The sequence below is a fragment of the Jiangella gansuensis DSM 44835 genome (genome assembly GCF_000515395.1).
Classification (GTDB): domain Bacteria; phylum Actinomycetota; class Actinomycetes; order Jiangellales; family Jiangellaceae; genus Jiangella; species Jiangella gansuensis.
In genome coordinates this window covers 2,637,800-2,658,651 of the sequence record NZ_KI911782.1, presented here as the reverse complement: position 1 = coordinate 2,658,651, position 20,852 = coordinate 2,637,800, and the positions used below count along the sequence as shown (strand labels likewise).

Genomic DNA, 20,852 nt, shown 5'->3' with positions numbered 1-20,852 from the left:
CCAATTGTGGCAAGGAGCACCGAGGGCATCCAGCCCGGGGTGCCGGCTGTCTTCGAACGTGCGGTGGAATCGTTGCACGCCGCACGGTTCCGGCCCGAGGTCCACCTCGAGAAGACGGCCGCCCCGAAGCGGCTGGCCCCGCATACACACGCGCTGAGCGCTGACGTCGTCGTCGATGAGGCCGACGACGACGCCACCGCGACCGGGCGCCTGGTGCTGCTCTACGACCCTGCCGGCCAGGAGGCCTGGCACGGAGAGTTTCGGCTGGTCACGTACCTGCGGGCCAACCTGGAGCCGGAGATGGGCAGCGACCCGCTGCTCCTCGCGGTCGGGTGGACCTGGATGATCGACGCGCTCGGCGCCCGGCTGGCGCCCTACACCGCGGCCAGCGGCACCGTCACCAGGGTCGCGTCGGAGGGCTTCGGTGGCATGGCCGGTGAGCTCGCCAGCGCCGAGATCGAGATCCGCGCGTCCTGGACGCCGCTCGAGCCCGACCTCACCCCGCACGCCCTGGCCTGGGGCGACGCCCTCACCACCGCGGCCGGCCTGGAGCCGTTGCCGACCGGTGTCGTCGCCATTCCTTCCACGCGCCGGAGGCGGAGCCGTTGACCGGCGAAGACTCCACCCCACTGCTCGAACCCCGCGACGGCCTACCTGAGGTCGTCGTCGACCACGCGACCCTCCGCACCACCATCGACGCCTTCGCGGGCGGCGACGGCCCCGTCGCCGTCGACGCCGAACGCGCGTCCGGGTACCGCTACGGGCATCGCGCCTATCTCATCCAGCTGCGCCGCAAGGGCGCCGGGACGGCACTGATCGACCCGATCCCGCTACCGGACCTCTCCGAGCTCGGCGCCGCGCTGGCCGACACCGAGTGGGTGCTGCACGCCGCCTCGCAGGATCTCCCCTGCCTCGACGAGGTCGGCATGCGCCCGGCCCGGCTGTTCGACACCGAACTGGCCGGCCGGCTGCTCGGGCTGCCGCGGGTGGGCCTCGGCGCGCTGGTCGACAGCATCCTGGGCTACACGCTGGAGAAAGGGCACTCCGCCGCCGACTGGTCCACCCGGCCGTTGCCGGAGGACTGGCTGCGCTACGCCGCCCTGGACGTCGAGCTGCTCATCGAACTGCGCGACGCGCTGGAGGAACAGCTGCGCGCCGCCGGCAAACTCGACTGGGCGCACGAAGAGTTCGCCGCCGTGCTGGCCGCGCCGCTGAACGAGCCGCGTGCCGACCCGTGGCGGCGCACCTCCGGGCTGCATCGCGTCCGCGACCGTCGCCGGCTCGCCGTCGTCCGGCAGCTCTGGCAGGCCCGCGACCAGCTGGCCCAGCAGCGCGACCTCTCTCCCGGCCGGGTACTGCCCGACGCCGCCATCATCGAGGCTGCCATGACCATGCCCACCAGTGCCGAGGCGATGGCCGCGATGCCCGTCTACCGGGGCCGGTCGCAGCGCCGCGAGCTGTCGCGCTGGTTCGGCGCGGTGGCCGAGGCACGGGCGCTGCCCGAGACCCAGCTGCCGCCGCAGACCGCGCCGTACGACGGTCCTCCCCCGCCGCGTGCCTGGGCGTCGCGGCAACCGGATGCCGCGGTCCGGCTGGCCGCGGCCCGGGCCCGGGTGGCCGAACTCGCCGAGCAGCACGAACTGCCGGTCGAGAACCTGCTCACGCCCGACACCCTGCGCCGGGCCGCGTGGGCGCCGCCGGACCCGATCACCCCGGAGACGGTGGGCGAGCTGTTCCGGTCCCGCGGCGCTCGGGAGTGGCAGATCGAGCTCACCGCCGCGGCCGTCGCCGAAGCGTTCACCCAGCCCGTCGAAGCGAAATGATCACGTCCACCATGGGTGTGTTCGCCTCACCAGGGATGCTTGCCGCGTGGAGCGGGAAGCTGCCTGCACCGGTGCGGGTCCGCCGGGTCGCCCTCCTCGCCGGTGAGCACCACGGCTTCGGTCGGAGCGCCTGAAACGACGGCCGCGGCGACGCTCAGGCGTCCGGGCCGGTGTGGGCGAACCGTTCCCGCGCCACCGTCCACGCGTACCGGTCGAACCGGCCGTCGTCGCGGATGGCGTCGACGGCGTCATAGGCCATCAGCAGCGCCTGGTCGATGTTGTCCAGGACGAACAGGCCCTGCCGGCCCAGCGTCACGACCCGGCGGATCATGCGTGCCCACGTGTCGACGTCGATGAGGTCGCGCTCGTATCCCACCCGGTAGATCGGGTGTACCTGCCCGATACGGCGGGTCTCGACGTGCACCCGGTTGACCTTCGGCAGGCCGGTCAGGCCGAGGGTCTCGTCGACGAGGTCGGCCAGCGACTCGTCGTCCAGTCCCCACACGTCGTCGGTCATGGAGCACGGGATCTCCGCGCACAACACCGACCGGTCGGCGGGGTCGTCGGGATTGTTGCGGTAGTTGGCGGGTTCGGAGATGCGCAACACGGGCGTACGCGGGTCGGGGATGTCGTGGGAGTCGTGCGGCATCCAGCGCCCGCCCTGATGCACGACGTACACCAGCAGCAACGCGCGATACCGCAGCCGCGCCGAGGACTCGATGGAGGTCAGCGACGGCGCCGGCCGGGAGATGCGCGCCAGCACCGGCAGCGGCAGCGTCGAGAACACCAGCCCGCCGGTGATGACGTCGCCGTCCTGCGTGCTGACCTCGACCTCGTCCTCGGTGACGCGGACCCGGTCGACCTCGGCCTCACAACGGATCTCCACCCCGGCTGCCACAGCGGCGTCCGCGAGCGCCTCGACGAGCTGCCCGAAGCCGGTGCGCGGATAGAGGTACCCGCCGGTCCCGGCGCCGCCGCGGCCACGGCGGGTACGCGCCAGCGCGCGGGCGGCCACCCGCCAGGTGCCCATACGGTCGGCCTGCCGGCGGGCTTGGTCCGCGCTGATGCGGTCGCCGGGCATGCCCCACTGCTTCTCGGCCAGTGGTCCGTACACCGACTCGTACAGCGCCGGGCCGACCCGGCTGCGCACCAGGCCGCCGTAGGTGTCGGCCGACTGCCGGCGGAACTTCGCCACGGTGGAGTCGCGAGCCACCTTCGCCAGCAGCGACGGCGGCAGCCGGCGAGCCACCTCGTCGGCGCGCAGCGGCAACGCGACCCATTGGTCGCCGACGCGGATGCGGCTGGTGCGGCGGCGGCGCTGGAGGTCGTCGCCGAGCAGCTCGTGCAGGTCGGCCAGGAGCGGCGCCGGCGTGCTGGGAGCCAGCCGGTGCGAGCCCTGGTCGACGCGGATGCCTCCGACGTCGAACGACGCGGCCATGCCGCCGACGTGGTCGGCCCGTTCCAGCAGGGCGACTTTCATACCCCGCTGGGCAGCACGCCACGCGGCGGCGAGCCCCGCGGGCCCGGCGCCGATCACGATCAGATCGTAAGAGCCGCTCATGTAAGCGCTCAGCCTAGCGCCGACCCGGTCCGCGACACGCCGCGGACACCCGCCTCGGACCAAAATGATCACGTCCGGCAGGGGTGCACCCGCTCCACGGGGCATTGCATGCCTGGTGGAGCGCCAGAACGCCTGGTGGCGGGGTGCCGTCGTCGGCGCCAGCGCCTAGCGTTGCGACCATGAGCGCCGCCGACACTGCCCTCATCGACGCGGTCCGGGCCGCACTGCGTGCTGTCGCCGACCCGGCGAAGGCCGAGCCCATGCGCGCCTACCTGAAGTCGTCGATGCCGTTTCTCGGCGTGCCCAAGCCGGCTCGCACGGCGGCGCTGCGGCCGGTCCTGCGCGATCATCCGCTCCCTGACGCGGCCGGCTGGCGGGCCACCGTCCGGACGCTCTGGGACGACGCGACGTACCGGGAGGAGCGCTATGCCGCCACCCAGCTCGCGCAGTTGCGCCCCTACGCCGCCTATGCCATCCAGCTCGACGCCCTCCCCCTGTTCGAGCACCAGATCGTCAGCGGCGCCTGGTGGGACCACGTCGACGACGTCGCCATCCACTCGGTGGGCCCGCTGTTGCGCGCGCACCACGACGTCGTCGGCCCGGTCATGCGCGAGTGGGCCCGCGACGCGGACCGCTGGCGCCGCCGCGCGTCGGTCATCTGCCAGATCGGCGCGAAAGGCGGTCTCGACGTCGACCTGCTCACCGATGCCGTCCTCGCGAACGCCGCCGATCGGGACTTCTTCCTGCGCAAGGCCATCGGCTGGGCACTGCGCGAGCATTCCAAGACCGACCCGGGCTGGGTGCGGCGGTTCGTCGCCGACCACGAGGCCCGCCTGTCCCCGTTGTCACGCCGCGAGGCGCTGCGTAACATCGTCGTTCCGAGTATTGTTACTCGTGAGTAGCTTCCAGATCGAGGAGGGCCGCTGTGCCACGTCCACCCAGGCCTGTTCGCGACGTGCTGTTCGTCGACGGGGTACGCACCCCGTTCGGCAAGGCGGGCCCCAAGGGCATGTACCACGAGACCCGCGCGGACGACCTCGTCATCAACTGCATCCGTGAGCTGCTGCGGCGCAACCCCGCCCTGCCGCCGGAGCGGGTCGACGACGTCGCCATCGCCGCCACCACCCAGCTCGGCGACCAGGGCCTCACCATCGGGCGGACGGCCGCTCTCCTGGCCGGCCTGCCGCGCAGCGTCCCGGGCTTCGCCATCGACCGGATGTGCGCCGGCGCCATGACCGCGGTCACCACCACTGCCGGTGGCATCGCGTTCGGCGCGTACGACGTCGTCATCGCCGGCGGCGTCGAACACATGGGCCGGCACCCGATGGGTGAGGGCGTCGACCCCAACCCGCGCATTCTCGCCGAGAAGCTCGTCGATCCGTCCGCGCTGGTCATGGGCACCACGGCGGAGAACCTGCACGACCGCTTCCCGCACCTGACGAAGGACCGCGCCGACGCGTTCGCCGCGGCCAGCCAGGCCAGGCTGGCCCAGGCCTACACCGACGGCAAGATCCAGCCCGACCTCGTGCCCGTGGCCACCCGCAGCGCCGAGAACGGGTGGGGCCTGGCCACCGCCGACGAGCCGCCACGCCCGGGCACCACCGTCGCCGACCTCGCCGCTCTCAAGACGCCGTTCCGCCCACATGGCCGGGTCACCGCCGGTAACGCCGCGGGCCTCAACGACGGCGCCACCGCGGCGCTGCTGGTAAGCGCCGAGGCCGCGCGCGAGCTCGAGCTCACACCGAAGATGCGGCTGGTCTCCTACGCCTTCGCCGGCGTCGAGCCGGAGGTCATGGGTGTCGGCCCGGTCCCCGCGACGGAGAAGGCGCTGGCCAAGGCCGGTCTGTCCATCGACGACATCGGGCTGTTCGAAATCAACGAGGCGTTCGCCGTGCAGGTGCTGGCGTTCCTCGACCACTTCGGCATCGCCGACGACGACCCCCGGGTCAACCCGTACGGCGGCGCCATCGCCGTCGGGCACCCGCTGGCCTCGTCCGGCGTCCGGCTCATGACCCAGCTCGCGCGCGAGTTCGCCGAGTACCCGGAGGTGCGTTACGGCATCACCACCATGTGCATCGGCATCGGCATGGGCGGCACCGTGATCTGGGAGAACCCGCACCACGCTGAGTACATCGAGGAGGCTGCTGCCTGATGACCACCGACCTGGCCACGGTCTTCCCCGACGAGGTCGTCACCGCCGCGCACCTGCGGTTCGTCGACCTGCCGCTCGGCGCCGGCAAGGCCGCGCTCATCACCCTGGACAACGGGCACGACCACACCAAGCCCAACACGCTCGGCCCGGCCACGATGCTGGGCCTCGAGCGGGCCATCGACGCCGCGTACGCCGAGCCGGGCGTGGTCGCCGTCGCCCTCACCGGCAAGCCGTTCATCCTGGCCGCCGGCGCCGACCTCAAAGGGCTGGCCCTGGTCACCGAGCGCGAGCAGGCCGTCGAACTGGGACGGCTGGGCCATCGGGCGTTCGGCAGACTCGCCGACGGCCCGGTGCCGACGTTCGCCCTGATCAACGGCCTGGCGCTGGGCGGCGGGCTGGAGATCGCGCTGCACTGTACGTACCGGACGGTGTCCAAGGCCGCACAGGGCATCGCGCTGCCCGAGGTCTTCCTCGGCCTCGTCCCCGGCTGGGGCGGCGCCTGGCTGCTGCCGAACCTCATCGGCCCCGATCCCGCGGTCACCGTCATCATCGAGAACGCACTCAACCAGAACCGCATGCTCAAGGGGCCGCAGCTGGCGCAGCTCGGCATCGCCGACGTCGCGCTGGACGCGGCCGACTTCATCGAACAGTCGCTGCGGTGGGTCGCGCAGGTGGTACGCGGCGACGTCACGGTCGAGCGGCCCGAGGTGGACCGCTCCGAAGCCACCTGGGACGCCGCGGTCGCCCGTGGGCGGGCCATCGCCGACGGCCGGCTGCGCGGCGCCACCCCGGCCCCGTACCGCGCGCTGGAGCTGATCGCCGCGGCGCGCACCGCCACCCGCGACGAAGCCTTCGCCGCCGAGGACGAGGCGCTGGGCGACCTCATCATGAGCGAGGAGCTACGTTCCGGCGTCTACGCCTTCGACCTCACCCAGCGCCGGGCCAAGCGTCCCGCCGGTGCTCCGGACAAGGCACTGGCGCGGCCGGTCACGAAGGTGGGCGTCGTCGGTGCCGGGCTGATGGCCAGCCAGCTGGCGCTGCTGTTCGTCCGGCGCCTCGAGGTGCCGGTCGTCCTCACCGACCTGGACGAGGAACGGGTGGAGCGCGGCGTCCAGCACGTGCACGGCGAGATCGACAAGCTGCTCGCCAAGGGACGCATCTCGCCCGACCAACGCAACCGCCTCACCGCTCTCGTGACCGGCTCCACCGACAAGGCCGTCTTCGCCGACGCCGACTTCGTCATCGAGGCCGTCTTCGAGGAGATGAAGGTCAAGCAGCAGGTGTTCGCCGAACTCGAGGCCGTCGTGTCGCCGGAGTGCGTGCTGGCCACGAACACGTCGTCGCTGTCGGTCACCGAGATGGCCGCGAAGCTGCAGCACCCGGAGCGGGCGGTCGGCTTCCACTTCTTCAACCCGGTCGCGGTGCTGCCGCTGGTCGAGGTGGTGCGGGCCGATCGCACCGATGACGCCACCCTTGCCACCGCCTTCGCGGTCGGGAAGACGCTGAAGAAGTCGTGCGTCCTGGTCAAGGACGCGCCGGCGTTCGTCGTCAACCGCGTACTCACCCGGCTCATGGGCGAAGTCACCGCCGCCGCCGACGAAGGCACCCCGCTCGACGTCGCCGACAACGCGCTGGCGCCGCTGGGGCTGCCGATGTCGCCGTTCGTCCTGTTGCAGCTGGTCGGTCCGGCCGTCGCCCTGCACGTCGCCGAGACACTGCACGATGCCTTCCCGGATCGATTCGGTGTGTCGGAAAACCTGCGCCGGCTGGTCGCCGCCGGCAAACCCGGCATCTGGTCGTGGGATCAGCAGGGCAAGCCGTTCCTCGACGACGACACCGCCGCCCTGTTCGAACAGGGCGACACGGTGCTGACCAGCGACGATGTGCGGGAGCGGGCGTTGTCCGCCGTCGCGCAGGAGATTCGCCTCATGCTGGACGAGGGCGTCGTCGCCGAGGCACAGGACATCGACCTGTGCCTGCTGCTCGGCGCCGGCTGGCCGTTCCACCTCGGCGGCATCACGCCCTACCTGGACCGCAGTGGCGTCGCCGAACGCGCCACCGGGCGGCGTTTCCTCCCGCCGGGCACGGCGAGCGTCCGCTCGTCCTGAGAACACCGCGAGCCGCGCCGCCTCATCGAGGTGGCGCGGCTCGCTTACGTCACAGGCCGGCCCGCTGCCGTTGCTTGCCGGTGAGGAACCACTCACGCCGGGGAGGAACCGCTCACGCTGGTGAGGGCTCGTCCTCCGGCGGCGGTGCGGCAGCGGCGAGCTGCTGGGCCCGGACCGTCCGCTTCCAGGCCAGGACGGCGGCGGCGATGGCGCCCGTGACCGGCACCGCCAGGAACAGTCCGATCAGGCCGAACGCGGCCGCCGCCGCGGTGGTGAGGATCAGCGTCACGACCGGGTGGAAGTTCAGCGCCCGCGACATCAGCAGCGGCGACAGCACGTTGCCCTCGATCTGCTGCACGATCACCACGATGACCAGCGCCCAGATCGCCGTCGTGAACCCGCCGGAGAACAGCGCCACCAGCACCGCGACCGCGCCGGCCAGGGTCGCACCGACCAGCGGGATGTAGGCCATCAGGAAGGTCAGGGCACCGATCGGCACCGCCAGCGGGACGTCGAGGATCAGCAGGCCGACGCCGATCAGCACGCCGTCCACCAGCCCGGTGATGGTGGAGGCGTAGAACCAGTTGCCCACGGTGCGCATCGACCCGCGGAAGGCGGCGTCGGCGGGGTCGCGCTGGTGCGGCTGCAGCACGCCCACGAACTGCTTCCACAGCTTGTCGCCGCTGGTCAGCGCGAAGATCGCGAAGAACGTCGCGATCAGGATGACGGTGGCGAAGTTGCCGACCAACGACAACCCCCCGACCGCCGCACTGGTGACTCCGCCGAGCACGTCACCCAGCCGCGACTCCAGTTCGTCGAGCAAGTCCTGCACATTCTGGGTGTCCAGGCCGAACGGGCCGTCCTCCAGCCACGCGTTGATCTCGTTGACCGAGCCCGTGATCGCGTTGACCATCCGCGGCCAGGAGTCGACGACCTCGGTGATCACGAACACCAGCAGCCCGGCGAAGAACGCCAGGAACAGCAGCACGCACAGCAGCGCCGCGAACACTGCCGGCACCCGCTTGCTGCGCAACCAGCGAGCCAGCGGCCACAGCAGCGCCACCTCGGCGAAGCCCAGCACGACCGCCGTCGCGATGAACTGCACCTGCAGTACCAGCCACATGGCGGCAGCCAGGGCCAAGCCGATGATCAGCAACCGCCCGGCGATGATCGCCTCCGGGCGCAGCCAGTCGGGGTCGTCCCGCGGCCGGCTGGGAGGAATGTCGGGCACCGTCACACCGTCGTTCGATCGTGGGGCGACGCGGCACTGTCCAGCGCCGCCACCAGGCCGGAGACCTCGCGTGCCAGATTCTGCGCGGTCAGGCCCGCCGCGGCGAGGATTTCGCCACGCTTGGCGTGTTGCAGGAACTCCTGCGGCAGGCCGTAGCCGTGGAACGGCACGGTGACGTCAGCGTCGCGTAGCGCCTGCGCGAGCACGGTGCCGAAGCCCCCGACGCGTCCGTTGTCCTCGACCGTGACCACCAGGCGGTGCTGACGGGCCAGCGACACGAGGGCGTCGTCGACGGGCTTCACCCAGCGTGGGTCGACGACGGTGACGCCGACGCCCTGTGCGTCCAGCCGGTTCGCGGCGTCGACGCCGATTCCGGCCATGGCGCCGACCGTGACCAGCAGGACATCCGTCGTCTGTGAACGGGCCAGCACGTCGACACCGCCCTGGCGTTCCAACGCCGGGATGTCGTGGCCGACCGGCCCCTTGGGGAAGCGGACCACGGTTGGGGCATCGTCCACGTCGAGTGCCTCAGCGAACTGCTCGGTGAGCTGGGCGCCGTCGCGGGGTGCGGCCAACCGAAGCCCCGGCACGACCTGCAGGATCGACAGGTCCCACATGCCGTTGTGCGACGGCCCGTCACTGCCGGTGACGCCGGCGCGGTCGAGCACGAACGTGACACCGGCGCGGTGCAACGCGCAGTCCATGAGGACCTGGTCGAAAGCGCGATTCAGGAACGTCGCATAGACGGCGACCACCGGGTGCAGGCCCATCATGGCCATGCCGGCGGCCGAGGTGGCCGCATGCTGCTCGGCGATGCCGACGTCGAAGCAACGGTCGGGGAACGCTCGGGCGAACGGCTCGAGGCCGGTGGGGCCCAGCATCGCGGCGGTGATCGCGACGACGTCGGGCCGTTCCCGCCCCGCGTGCACCAGCGCGTCGCTGAACACGTCGGTCCAGCCGCGCACCGGGCCGCCGGCCGGCGCACCGGTGGCGGGGTCGAACGCGCCCGGGCTGTGCATCTGGTCGGCCTCGTCGCGCAGGGCCGGGTCGTAGCCGTAGCCCTTCTGGGTCAGGCAGTGCACCAGCACCGGCCCGCGGAACTTCTTGGCCTGGGTGAACGCCTGCTCGACGGCGGCGCGGTCGTGCCCGTCGACGGGGCCGATGTACTTCAGCCCGAGGTCCTCGAACATGCCCTGCGGCGCGATGAGGTCCTTCAGGCCCTTCTTGATGCCGTGCAGTGCCTCGTACAGCGGCTGCCCGACCAGCGCGGTGCGGCCCAGGGTGCGTTTGACGACGTCGAGGGCCTCTTCGTACCGGGGGTCGGTGCGCAACCCCGAGAGGTGCCGCGCGAGCCCGCCCACCGTGGGCGAATAGGACCGGCCGTTGTCGTTGACGACCATCACCAGTGGCCGCCGGTCCGGACCGGTTTGCGGGCCGCCGGCGATGTTGTTCAACGCCTCCCAGGCCATCCCGCCGGTGAGCGCGCCGTCGCCGATGAACGCGACGACGGTGCGGTCGCGCTCGCCCCGCACGGCGAACGCCTTGGCCATGCCGTCGGCGTAGGACAGCGCCGTGGAGGCGTGCGAGTTCTCGACCCAGTCGTGCTCGCTCTCCGCCCGGCTCGGGTAACCCGACAGCCCACCCGCCTGCTTGAGCCGCCCGAAGTCGGCGTGCCGGCCGGTGATCATCTTGTGCACATAGGCCTGGTGACCAGTGTCGAAGACGATGGGGTCACGCGGTGAGTCGAACACCCGGTGTGCGGCGATGGTCAACTCGACCACGCCGAGGTTGGGTCCGAGGTGCCCGCCGTTGGGCGCGCACGTGGACACGATCCGGTCACGGATCTCCGCGGCCAAGGTCTCGAGATCGGCATCGGACATCTCCCGCAGGTCGCGCGGATGTTCGATACGGTCGAGAAGTCCCACGCGTGCCGCCTCCTGTCGCGCCGGTGCTGACTGTCGAGTCTAGATGGCCCGGCCTTCGCGATCACGTCCAGGTGCGCGCCGCGTCGCAGGTTGTTGTGCGCGGCAGCGGCCACTAGCCTTCCGCTGTGCAACACGAGGACGAGGTGCCGACGGGAGCCGACGGGGCCGGCGCGACGGGCCGGCTCGGTGGGATGAGCCGGCGAGCCATCGGCGCCATCATCGCCGCGGCCGGCAGCGTGCTGTGCGCCGGCAGCGCCTACTTGAGCTGGTACGGCGACCGCGCACCCCGCGAGCTGCCCATTCGCCACCTGGTCGAGACCGGGCCTCCGGCGATGGCCACCGGGTACTGGGCGTCGGTCGCCGCTCCGCTCGCGGTGGTGGGTGCGCTCGGAGCGTTCGGCGCCCTGGTCCGGTTCCGGTTGCTGATCGGGCTGGGCTGGATGATCGGCGTGGCCACGGTCGTCCTCTGGGGCTTGATGCGGGCCATCGGCGACGCCACCGACAACGCACCAGCCTGGGCCGATGTGCGCTACGGCGTGTGGGTGTGCGTGGCGGGGCTGGTGACCCTTCTGGTGGGCGTCGCGGTCATGGGACCGCGCCGCGAGGAGGTCGACGCGCCGTTGTCGATGTTCGACGGCGACTCCTGATCGTCCGATCCGCGTCGCACGGGCTCACCCGCGTGGCAGAGTGATCCATAGGGACCCTCGATGAGGAGGCGATCCACATGATCACACGCCAGCGCGCGGGTGCCGCAGTCGTCGCGGCCGTCGGCGCCCTCGGTGTCACCGCCAGCGCCTACCTCAACTGGTACGACGGCGACGACGCCACCCAGTTCCGACTGGAGCGGCTGTTCCAGACCGACGCGACCGGTGAGCCGACGTCCTACTGGAACTCCATGGCGATGCCGCTGGCCGTGGTCGCGGTGCTCGGCATCGTTGGGGCACTGCTGCTGTCGCGGTTCGTGCTGAGCCTGGGCTGGCTGATCGGCGTCGCGGTCCTGGTGCTCTGGGCGGTGATGTCTTCGGCCGACGACGCCATCGCGTTCTCCGTCGGCGATGTTCAGGCCGGCGCGTGGGTGTGCGCGGCCGCGCTGCTGGTCATGCTGGCGGGCATCGTTGCCCTGCGCGGCCGGGATCGCGACACCGTCGCACCCGACCCCGTCGAGCCCCCTGACCTTCCGTAACGTCCTGGGTCTGGGTCGCGTGCTGCGGCTGAGTTCCGCTGTGCGGCCGAAACCGAGCGGCAAGCCGACCTCGGTCGTGGCGAGCGAGATCCCAGCCGTAGCGGACCACCTCCACGCCGCTGTCACGCAGCCGCCACTCGCGTTCTCGCTGTTCGGCCACGACACGCCCAGCGTCGTCACGACCGTCGTACTTCAACGAGGCGTCACCTTCGAACGCCAACCACCGGTCCGGAAGGAGATGATCGACTCGATAGCGATCCCGGCCCACCTCGACCCAAGCGTTCGAGATCGGCATCGGCAGACCGTATTCGATGAATGTCAGGCGACCGAGGGTCTCCAGTGGACTCTGGGCGAAGGGATCGGCGTGGTCCACCACCCAGGTGGCGTCGCGAACCCCTCGCCATCCCGCCTCGAAGTCCAGAACCGTCCGCAATGCCACCTCGCTCATCCGGGTCGAGAGGGCGGCGTCCGCAACGACCAGAGCGTCAGCACGCGATGATGTCCGAGCGATGTCAACCACGGTCCGCGGCAGGGGCGTCAACCAGCACCCGCCCGCGAAAGCACAGTGGGACCGCGGTAGGTCGACCGCCCGGACGCACCCGTACACATTGTTGCTGCCTGCGCGAACGCCGTGAGGGACGAATGCCAGCGGCAGGCTCGGAGGGCTGCTGATGGTCGGCACGTCCAGGAGCGCGCCCGCCGACCACGCTGCCGCGACCGCTCCCGGCCCACAGGCCAGGGTGAAAGCCCGCGACCTCAACGCGAACGCCGTCCACTCGCCCGCCCTGCCGTACTCCCACGCGTCGGCATAAGCGCCGTCGGCCAACCGGGTCAGGACTCCTGCCTGGGCCAGCCTGGCAACGCGGCCGCGGCTGATCCGGAGGCGCTCGGCTTCACGGACGGGGAAGACGCCGTGGCCGGAGCGCAGGAGGCGCTGGACATCCGCCGGCAGCGGCTCACGATCGACGACCATGTGCCCAGCGTGCGGGCACCACCCGGTCCGGAAAAGCGTCGCCGCCCCGATTGTGGACAACCGGGGCGGCGACGATGACGCTGTGGACAGCGGGGCGGTGGTGCTCGCTACAGCAGGCTGCGCAGCACGTACTGCATGATGCCGCCGTGGCGGTAGTAGTCCGCTTCGCCGGGGGTGTCGATGCGGACGACGGCGTCGAACTCGACCTCGTCGGCCGTGCCGCTCGCCTCGGCCGAGGCCGCGGGTCGCACCGCCCGCACCCGCACCGTCGCCGGGGTCGAGCCGTCGTTCAGGACGGTGACGCCGCTGATGTCGAACGTCTCTTCACCGGTCAGGCCGAGCGACTCGGCGTTCTGGCCCTCCGGGAACTGCAGCGGCAGCACGCCCATACCGATGAGGTTGGAGCGGTGGATGCGCTCGTACGACTCGGCGATGACGGCGCGCACGCCCAGCAGCGCGGTGCCCTTGGCCGCCCAGTCGCGCGAGGAACCGGAGCCGTACTCCTTGCCGGCCAGCACCACCAGCGGTGTCCCGGCCTTCGCGTAGGCGACCGAGGCGTCGTAGATGGTGGTCACCGGGGCGTCGGCCTGGGTGAAGTCGCGGGTGAAGCCGCCCTCCGTTCCGGGCGCGATCTGGTTGCGCAGCCGGATGTTGGCGAACGTGCCGCGGATCATCACCTCGTGGTTGCCTCGGCGAGACCCGTAGGAGTTGAAGTCGCGCCGCTGCACGCCGTGCTCGGAGAGGTACTGTCCGGCCGGCGAGTCGGCCTTGATGGCACCGGCCGGGCTGATGTGGTCAGTGGTGACGGAGTCGCCCAGCTTGGCGAGCACCCGGGCGCCCGCGATGTCACTCACCGGCGACGGCGAAACGCCCATGCCGTCGAAGTACGGAGGCTTCCGGACGTAGGTGGACGACGCGTCCCAGGCGAAGGTGTCGCCCTCCGGCGTCGGCAGCGCCCGCCACTGGTCGTCGCCGGCGAACACGTCGGCGTAGTCGCGGGTGAACATCTCGCTGGCGATCGCGGACTCGACGACCTCTTCGATCTCCGCCGGCGACGGCCACAGGTCGCGCAGGTAGACCGGCTCGCCCTGGGCGTCGGTACCGAGCGGCTCGGTGGTGATGTCGACGTCCATGCTGCCGGCGAGCGCGTACGCCACGACCAGCGGCGGCGAGGCGAGGTAGTTCATCTTCACGTCGGGGTTGATGCGGCCCTCGAAGTTGCGGTTGCCCGACAGCACCGAGACGACGGCGAGGTCGTTCTCATCCACCGCGGCCGACACCGACTCCGGCAGCGGGCCGGAGTTGCCGATGCAGGTGGTGCAGCCGTATCCGACCAGGTGGAAGCCCAGCTTCTCCAGGTACGGGGTGAGGCCGGCGCGCTCGTAGTAGTCCATGACCACCTTCGAGCCGGGCGCCAGCGTCGTCTTGACCCACGGCTTGCGGTTGAGCCCGCGCTCGACGGCCTTCTTGGCCAGCAGCGCCGCGCCGATCATGACCGAGGGATTGGAGGTGTTGGTGCAGCTGGTGATGGCGGCGATGGCGACCGCGCCGTGGTCGAGCTCGCACTCCGTGCCGTCGTCGAGCGTGACCTTGATCGGCGCCGACGGCCGGCCCTGCGCGGTGCTGGCGGCGGAGGCCACGGCGGGCGTGTCCTCGGCACCGTTGCCGGGATGCACGGCCACCGGGTCGCTGGCGGGGAAGGTGTCCTCGACCGCGTCGTCCAGCTCGGTGTGCGGACCGTCCTCGTGCGCGACGTAGTCACGCAGCGCCTTGCGGAACGCCGTCTTGCTGTCGGTCAACGAGACGCGGTCCTGCGGGCGCTTCGGGCCGGCGATGGACGGGACGACGGTGCCGAGGTCGAGCTCGAGGTATTCGGAGTAGGTGGGCTCTTGGGCCGGATCGTGCCAGAGGCCCTGCTCCTTCGCGTACGCCTCGACCAGGGCGACCTGCTCGTCGCTGCGGCCGGTGAGGCGCAGGTAGCGGACGGTTTCCTCGTCGATCGGGAAGACCGCGATGGTGGACCCGTACTCGGGGCTCATGTTGCCGATGGTGGCGCGGTTGGCGAGCGGCACCTCGGCGACACCGGGGCCGTAGAACTCGACGAATTTGCCGACGACGCCGTGCTTGCGCAGCTGCTCGGTGATGGTGAGGACGAGGTCGGTGGCGGTCGCGCCCTCCGGCAGCGAGCCGGACAGCTTGAAGCCGACCACCCGCGGGATCAGCATGCTGACCGGCTGGCCGAGCATGGCGGCCTCGGCCTCGATGCCGCCGACGCCCCAGCCGACCACACCCAGGCCGTTCACCATGGTGGTGTGGCTGTCGGTGCCCACGCAGGTGTCCGGGTAGGCGACACCGTCGCGGACCATGACAGTGCGGGCCAGGTGCTCGATGTTGACCTGGTGGACGATGCCGGTGCCGGGCGGGACGACCTTGAAGTCGTCGAACGCTCCCTGGCCCCAGCGCAGGAACTGGTAGCGCTCCTTGTTGCGGCCGTACTCCAGCTCGACGTTGCGGGCGAAGGAGTCGGGAGCGCCGAACACGTCGGCGATGACGGAGTGGTCGATGACCAGTTCGGCCGGCGCCAGCGGGTTGATCTTCGACGGGTCACCGCCGAGAGCGCTCATGGCCTCGCGCATGGTGGCGAGGTCGACCACGCACGGAACGCCGGTGAAGTCCTGCATGACCACGCGCGCGGGGGTGAACTGGATCTCGGTGTTCGGCTGCGCCTCCGCGTCCCAGTCGACCACGGCGCGGACGTGGTCGGCGGTGATGTTGACGCCGTCCTCGGTCCGCAGCAGGTTCTCCAGCAGGATCTTCAGGCTGTACGGCAGCCGGGAAACGTCTCCGGCCGCCGCCAACCGGTACACCTCGTAGGAGGCGTCCCCGACCTGGAGTGTCCCCTTCGCACCGAAGCTGTCCTTGCTGGTCACGTTCGATCCCCAACCTCTCGCGTCCGTGTGATGCCGTTCATCGTCGCGCAACGCCGGCAGCCGATGGGCGATGAGGGTCGCCTAACACCGAGCTGCGGATCCCGCCGCCCCGCGCCGGAAGTCTCTTGAGGTCAAGATATCACGACTCTCCGCGAGGATGTCACGTTCGCGGTCCGGACCGTACCCACAGCAAATATGAGCACACAGCCCCCGCCCTCGCCCCGGCCCGCCGGACATGCCGCTCACCGCGCCCTCGAACACCGCGGCGGCCACGAGCAGCAGATCCGCGCGCCGCCGCACCAGCCTCTACCTGGCGCGCGCCCTCATGAAGCTCGATCTGTGCGACCGCGCCCAGGTCGTCGTCTACGCGACCGGCTTGCTCCAGACGGGCGGATGAAGGGCCGGCGAAAGTGGTTTCCTGCCCGATTCCGGGCAGATTCTTGGCGATTCCGCGTATCGCAGGCAGGGTATCGCCATGACCCAAGATCTGGTGGAGCAGATCGTCCGGAGCACCGGACTACCGGCGGGCGACGCGAGCCGGATCGTCGCCGACGTCGCCGCCTACTTCTCCGAGACGGTCGACGAGTACGTCCGGCGGCGCCACCAGGAGCTGCGACTGCGCGGCGGCAGGAACGACGACATCTTCGAGCGCATCCAGGCCGAGCTGACCCACCGGCCGGTCCGCGCGCCCCAGCTGTCGGCCCGTCAGCTGCGCCGCATGGTCTACGGCTGACCACGAACGCGAACCCGAGAGGACAGACCACCATGTGCGGAATCGTCGGCTACGTCGGCGCCAAGCCGGCCGCGCCCATCCTCGTCGACGGGCTGGCCCGGCTGGAGTACCGCGGCTACGACTCCGCCGGAGTCGCCGTCCTCGCACCCGACCACGTGCGCGTGCACCGCGACGTCGGGCGGGTGCGTGACCTGGAGTCGACGCTGCCGAAGCGGTTCGGCGGGAAGGTCGGCGTCGGTCACACCCGCTGGGCCACCCATGGCGTGCCGTCGCAGCGCAACGCACACCCGCACCTCAGTGCCGACGGACGCGTCGCGGTGGTGCACAACGGCATCATCGACAACGCGGGCCCGCTGCGCGCCGAGCTGGCCGCCGACGGCGTCACGTTCGGCTCCGACACCGACACCGAGGTGCTGGCCCACCTCATCGCCCGCGCCGACGCCGAGACTCTCGAGGACGCCGTCCTCGCCGCACTCGCCACCGTCGACGGCACGTACGGCATCGCCGTCGCCCACCTCGCGCACCCGGACCGGCTGGTCGTCGCCCGCAACGGCAGTCCGATCATCCTCGGGATCGGCGAGCGCGAGATGCATGTCGCCAGTGACGCCGCCGCGCTGGTCCGGTACACCCGGCAGGTGGTCCACCTCGACGACGGCGAGCTGGCCACCGTCCGGGCCGACGGCTACCAGACGTTCACCCGGGAGGCCCGCACGACGAAGACCGCCGTCACCGTCGACTGGTCGAGCAGCGAGTACGACAAGGGCGCGCACGAGCACTTCATGCGCAAGGAGATCCTGGAGCAGCCCGAGGCGGCCCGCCGCAGCCTGCGCGGACGGCTGGACGAGCGGTTCCACACCGTCCGGCTCGGCGGCCTGGAGATGGACGCGCGAGAGGCACGCGAGTTCCGCCGGGTCAAGATCCTCGGCTGCGGCTCGGCGTACTACGCCGGCCAGATCGGCGCCCAGTTCATCGAGGAACTGGCCCGCATCCCCGCCGACGCCGAACCCGCGTCCGAGTTCCGCTACCGCAACCCGGTCATCGAGAAGGACACCCTCTACGTCGCCGTCAGCCAGTCCGGCGAGACCTACGACACCCTGGTGGCCGTCCAGGAGCTCAAGCGCAAGGGCGGCCGCGTCATCGGCCTGGTGAACGTGGTCGGGTCGAGCATCGCCCGGGAGTGCGACGGCGGCATCTACCTGCATGCCGGGCCCGAGATCGCGGTCGCCTCCACCAAGGCGCTGACCACCATGGACATCGCCTTCGCGCTGCTCGGCATTCATTTGGGCCGGATCCGCGACGTCTCACCGGCGGACGGACGGCGGCTGCTCACCGCGCTGCAGCGGCTTCCGGAGCAGATCGAGAAGATCCTCGCCGACGAGGACCACCTCGCCGGCATCGCCGCCGACCTCGCCGCGGCGCCGAGCCTGTTCTTCGTCGGGCGGACCCGGGGGTATCCCGTCGCCCGCGAGGGCGCCCAGAAGTTCAAGGAGATCTCCTACCGGCACGCCGAGGCGTACCAGACCTCCGAGCTCAAGCACGGCCCGCTCGCGCTGGTCGGCCCGCACCTGCCCACCGTCGCGATCGTGCCCGACGACGAGTTGCTGGACCGCAACCTCGGCGCGCTGCATGAGATCACCGCGAGGTCCGGGCCGCTGTGCGTGGTGACGCACGACGGCGTCGACCTCGGTGTGCGGGCCCGGCACGTGGTCACGGTGCCGAAGAGCGAGCCCGAGCTGGATCCGGTCCTGCTGACGATCCCGCTCCAGCTCCTGGCCTACCACGCCGCGCGCGAACTCGGTCACGACGTGGACAAGCCGCGCAACCTCGCCAAGTCCGTCACCGTGGAGTGACCGGGACGGCCGCCCCAGCCCCTTCCAGGCACCCGCGAGCCGCGTTGATCTTGGACTTTCTGCGGAATCAATCGGACATTTCGCCCGGGGATTCTGCGTTTCCTCCAAGATCAACGCGGCGGAGGCGGGTGTGGAGCCGCTGGGCCGGAGGGCCCGAGCCGAGCAGCCCGCGTGTGGCTGGGGCGTCCGTCAGACGTGCGGTGCGACCTCGGCCGCGATGAGCTCCAGGTGGTCTAGATCGGACAGGTCCAGGATCTGCAGGTACACGTGCCCGGCGCCCAGCTCCTTCAGCGCGTTGATGCCGTCGACCAGCTCCTGCGGCCTGCCCGCCAGGCCGTTGCGCCGCAGTTCCTCGGGCTCACGGCCCACGACGGCGGCGCGGCGAGCGAACTCGGCCTCGTCGCTGCCGCAGACCGCGATCAGTGCCGCGGAGTAGACCAGCGAATCAGGGTCGCGGCTGGCGTCCTCGCAGGCCTTGCGGACGTTGCCGAACTTGCCGGCGATCTCGTCCTTCGGCGGGAACGAGGTGTTGTACTCGGCGGCGAACTTCGCGGCCAGCGCCGGCGTGCGGCGCGGGCCGTTGCCGCCGATGATCACGGGGATCGGCTGCTGCACCGGCTTCGGCAGTGCCGGTGAATCGGTCAGCGTGTAGTGGTCTCCGGCGAAGTCGAAGCGTGACCCCTCCGGTGTGGACCACAGCCCGGTGATGATGGAGAGCTGCTCTTCCAGCAGGCCGAACCGCTTCGGCGGGAAGGGGATGCCGTAGGCGGCGTGCTCGCGCTCGAACCAGCCCGCACCGAGCCCCAGCTCGACCCGGCCGCCGGACATCTGGTCGACCTGGGCGGCCTGGATGGCCAGCACACCCGGGTACCGGAACGTCGCCGACGACACCAGCGTGCCCAAACGGATGCGGGAAGTCTCGCGGGCCAGCCCGGCCAGCGTGGTCCAGGCGTCCGTCGGCCCGGGCAGGCCGGACCCGCTACCCATGGCCAGATAGTGGTCGGAGCGGAAGAAGGCATCGAATCCGAGCCGCTCGGTGGCCTGCGCCACTCGCAAGAGGTCGTCGTAGCTCGCGCCCTGTTGGGGTTCGGTGAAGATCCTCAGCTGCATGTCATCAAGCAAATCACGGCATTCATCCACGGCCTCGCCTGGGAGGCGTGCCTCGGCCCGACCTCACAACCAGCCGCGGCGGCGGAAGACGACGAAGAGGCCGGCGCACACCATCGCCATGAGCAGAATCGCCATCGGGTAGCCGAAGACCCAGTCGACCTCCGGCATGTGGGTGAAGTTCATGCCGTAGATGGTGCCGACGAGGGTGGGGGCGAAGAGAATCGCCGCCCATGCGGAGATCTTCTTGAGCTCCTCGTTCTGCTCGTAGCTGGCCTCGGTGAGCGCCTTCATCTCCTCGTTCTGCTGCTGCGTCACCAAGGTGGCATTGACGGCCAGGATGTCCTGCAGCACCTGGCGGAACCCGTCCACCCGCTCGGTGACCTCCACGACGTGGTCGGCGACGTCGCGCAGATAGCGCTGCAGCTCCTCGTCGGTGGAGTACTTGTCGAAGCCGGCTTCGAGGTCGCGCATCATGACGCTGAGCGGCCGGGTCGCGCGCTGGAACTCCAGGACCTCGCGGGACAGCTCGTAGATGCGCCGGGAGACGCTCGGGTCGCGGCCGAACACCTCGGTCTCGATCTCGTCCACGTCGTTCGACACACCGGCGACCACCGGGACGTACCCGTCGACGACGGCGTCGAGCACGGCGTAGAGGACGGCCTCTGGGCCGAGCCGCAGGAGGTCAGGGCTGTCCTCCATGCGCCGGCGCACGGCGGACAGGTTGGGCGCGGCGCCGTGCCGGACGGTGATGACGAAGCCGGGCCCGACGAACAGGTGCAACTCGGCGAAGTCGACCTCCTCCACCGCGTCCAGGTAACGGGCCGCCCGCAGTACGACGAACAGCGTTTCGCCGTAGCGCTCCAGCTTGGGACGCTGGTGCGCCTCCATGGCGTCCTCGACGGACAGCGGGTGCAGGTCGAACTCGTCGGCCAGTGACATCAGCTCCGCGTCGCTGGGCCGGAAGAGGCCGATCCACGCCATGGCGCCGGCGTCCTCACGCAACTGCCGGTAGGTCTCGGCCAGGGAGCTGGGTGTGCTGATGCGCTTGCCGTCGCGGTACAGCGCCGCGTCGACGACGCTGGAACGCGGCTCGGTCGTTTCAGGTTCGCTGGCCGACTGGTCGAAATCGCCGGCCATGGTGCCGACTCGGCTCTGCCGGCGCAGGGCCGGGCGGATGACACGCAGTGCGCGCTGACGACGAGGAGGCATGGCGTCGCTCCCAAACGGTGTGGCTGACGGTGCGGGGGTGTCTAGAGACGCAGGACGACCCGGA

Annotated in this window: 16 protein-coding genes; 10 read left to right on the top strand and 6 right to left on the bottom strand. The window is 70.9% G+C overall.

Features of this window, described 5'->3' with window-relative positions; translation table 11 throughout:
• Positions 1 to 6: 6 nt before the first annotated feature.
• Both JIAGA_RS0112785 and JIAGA_RS29470 read left to right on the top strand, forming a co-directional pair.
• Entirely contained in the window at positions 7 to 609 is a 603-nt protein-coding gene (locus JIAGA_RS0112785) for a DUF3000 domain-containing protein (protein ID WP_211239638.1), read from the top strand.
• Positions 606 to 1,823 carry a ribonuclease D gene (locus JIAGA_RS29470; protein ID WP_211239637.1) on the top strand — a complete coding sequence of 406 codons (1,218 nt, stop codon included), beginning with the start codon at positions 606 to 608 and terminating at the stop codon, positions 1,821 to 1,823. The genes JIAGA_RS0112785 and JIAGA_RS29470 overlap by 4 nt, the downstream gene beginning before the upstream one ends.
• A gap of 154 nt (positions 1,824 to 1,977) precedes the next feature.
• Here JIAGA_RS29470 and JIAGA_RS0112770 read toward each other — a convergent pair whose 3' ends face one another.
• Positions 1,978 to 3,384, bottom strand: a complete 1,407-nt coding sequence (locus tag JIAGA_RS0112770) for a protoporphyrinogen/coproporphyrinogen oxidase (protein ID WP_026875966.1) — start codon at positions 3,382 to 3,384, stop codon at positions 1,978 to 1,980.
• Positions 3,385 to 3,563: 179 nt separating this feature from the next.
• Here JIAGA_RS0112770 and JIAGA_RS0112765 point away from each other — a divergent pair, with 179 nt between their 5' ends.
• Genes JIAGA_RS0112765 through JIAGA_RS0112755 form a run of 3 tightly spaced genes read left to right on the top strand, consistent with a single transcriptional unit; the run spans position 3,564 to position 7,644 of the window.
• Positions 3,564 to 4,286, top strand: coding sequence for a DNA alkylation repair protein (locus tag JIAGA_RS0112765; protein WP_026875965.1), 723 nt, complete (start codon positions 3,564 to 3,566; stop codon positions 4,284 to 4,286).
• Between the two features lie 23 nt (positions 4,287 to 4,309).
• Positions 4,310 to 5,536, top strand: coding sequence for a thiolase family protein (locus tag JIAGA_RS0112760; protein WP_026875964.1), 1,227 nt, complete (start codon positions 4,310 to 4,312; stop codon positions 5,534 to 5,536).
• A complete protein-coding gene (locus JIAGA_RS0112755; RefSeq protein WP_026875963.1) occupies positions 5,536 to 7,644 on the top strand; it encodes a 3-hydroxyacyl-CoA dehydrogenase NAD-binding domain-containing protein in 2,109 nt (702 codons plus the stop codon). The genes JIAGA_RS0112760 and JIAGA_RS0112755 overlap by 1 nt, the downstream gene beginning before the upstream one ends.
• A gap of 112 nt (positions 7,645 to 7,756) precedes the next feature.
• On the opposite strand, the gene JIAGA_RS0112750 is transcribed toward JIAGA_RS0112755, so the two are convergent.
• Both JIAGA_RS0112750 and dxs read right to left on the bottom strand, forming a co-directional pair.
• A complete protein-coding gene (locus JIAGA_RS0112750) occupies positions 7,757 to 8,875 on the bottom strand; it encodes an AI-2E family transporter (protein WP_157553103.1) in 1,119 nt (372 codons plus the stop codon).
• Between the two features lie 2 nt (positions 8,876 to 8,877).
• A complete protein-coding gene (gene dxs, locus JIAGA_RS0112745; protein ID WP_026875961.1) occupies positions 8,878 to 10,800 on the bottom strand; it encodes a 1-deoxy-D-xylulose-5-phosphate synthase in 1,923 nt (640 codons plus the stop codon).
• A 125-nt stretch (positions 10,801 to 10,925) separates the two neighbouring features.
• Here dxs and JIAGA_RS0112740 point away from each other — a divergent pair, with 125 nt between their 5' ends.
• The 3 genes from JIAGA_RS0112740 (at position 10,926) to JIAGA_RS35645 (ending at position 12,482) form a co-directional block, all read left to right on the top strand.
• Entirely contained in the window at positions 10,926 to 11,447 is a 522-nt protein-coding gene (locus JIAGA_RS0112740; RefSeq protein WP_026875960.1) for a hypothetical protein, read from the top strand.
• A gap of 77 nt (positions 11,448 to 11,524) precedes the next feature.
• Positions 11,525 to 11,983: a hypothetical protein gene (locus tag JIAGA_RS0112735; protein ID WP_026875959.1), complete on the top strand. Its 459-nt coding sequence runs from the start codon at positions 11,525 to 11,527 to the stop codon at positions 11,981 to 11,983.
• A gap of 19 nt (positions 11,984 to 12,002) precedes the next feature.
• Entirely contained in the window at positions 12,003 to 12,482 is a 480-nt protein-coding gene (locus JIAGA_RS35645) for a hypothetical protein (RefSeq protein ID WP_245597177.1), read from the top strand.
• A gap of 581 nt (positions 12,483 to 13,063) precedes the next feature.
• Here JIAGA_RS35645 and JIAGA_RS0112730 read toward each other — a convergent pair.
• Complete coding sequence (locus tag JIAGA_RS0112730) at positions 13,064 to 15,886, bottom strand: aconitate hydratase (protein ID WP_026875958.1); 2,823 nt, start codon at positions 15,884 to 15,886, stop codon at positions 13,064 to 13,066.
• Between the two features lie 475 nt (positions 15,887 to 16,361).
• Between JIAGA_RS0112730 and JIAGA_RS0112720 the strand changes: the two genes are divergently transcribed.
• Together JIAGA_RS0112720 and glmS are read left to right on the top strand one after the other, a co-directional pair.
• Positions 16,362 to 16,619 carry a hypothetical protein gene (locus JIAGA_RS0112720; protein WP_035812483.1) on the top strand — a complete coding sequence of 86 codons (258 nt, stop codon included), beginning with the start codon at positions 16,362 to 16,364 and terminating at the stop codon, positions 16,617 to 16,619.
• A 32-nt stretch (positions 16,620 to 16,651) separates the two neighbouring features.
• Positions 16,652 to 18,469, top strand: a complete 1,818-nt coding sequence (gene glmS, locus JIAGA_RS0112715; protein WP_026875956.1) for a glutamine--fructose-6-phosphate transaminase (isomerizing) — start codon at positions 16,652 to 16,654, stop codon at positions 18,467 to 18,469.
• 189 nt (positions 18,470 to 18,658) lie between these two features.
• On the opposite strand, the gene JIAGA_RS0112710 is transcribed toward glmS, so the two are convergent.
• Positions 18,659 to 19,579, bottom strand: a complete 921-nt coding sequence (locus tag JIAGA_RS0112710; protein ID WP_026875955.1) for an LLM class F420-dependent oxidoreductase — start codon at positions 19,577 to 19,579, stop codon at positions 18,659 to 18,661.
• Between the two features lie 63 nt (positions 19,580 to 19,642).
• On the bottom strand, positions 19,643 to 20,716 hold the full coding sequence (locus JIAGA_RS29465; RefSeq protein ID WP_051426025.1) for a CorA family divalent cation transporter: 1,074 nt from the start codon (positions 20,714 to 20,716) through the stop codon (positions 19,643 to 19,645).
• Positions 20,717 to 20,852: the final 136 nt, after the last annotated feature.

Excerpts from the sequence above, each read along its gene's own strand:
- JIAGA_RS0112770 (WP_026875966.1), bottom strand. The coding sequence starts at position 3,384 with ATGAGCGGCTCTTACGATCTGATCGTGATCGGCGCCGGGCCCGCGGGG.
- JIAGA_RS0112765 (WP_026875965.1), top strand. The coding sequence starts at position 3,564 with ATGAGCGCCGCCGACACTGCCCTCATCGACGCGGTCCGGGCCGCACTG.
- JIAGA_RS0112755 (WP_026875963.1), top strand. The coding sequence starts at position 5,536 with ATGACCACCGACCTGGCCACGGTCTTCCCCGACGAGGTCGTCACCGCC.
- JIAGA_RS0112735 (WP_026875959.1), top strand. The coding sequence starts at position 11,525 with ATGATCACACGCCAGCGCGCGGGTGCCGCAGTCGTCGCGGCCGTCGGC.
- JIAGA_RS0112720 (WP_035812483.1), top strand. The coding sequence starts at position 16,362 with ATGACCCAAGATCTGGTGGAGCAGATCGTCCGGAGCACCGGACTACCG.
- glmS (WP_026875956.1), top strand. The coding sequence starts at position 16,652 with ATGTGCGGAATCGTCGGCTACGTCGGCGCCAAGCCGGCCGCGCCCATC.
- JIAGA_RS0112710 (WP_026875955.1), bottom strand. The coding sequence starts at position 19,579 with ATGCAGCTGAGGATCTTCACCGAACCCCAACAGGGCGCGAGCTACGAC.
- JIAGA_RS29465 (WP_051426025.1), bottom strand. The coding sequence starts at position 20,716 with ATGGCCGGCGATTTCGACCAGTCGGCCAGCGAACCTGAAACGACCGAG.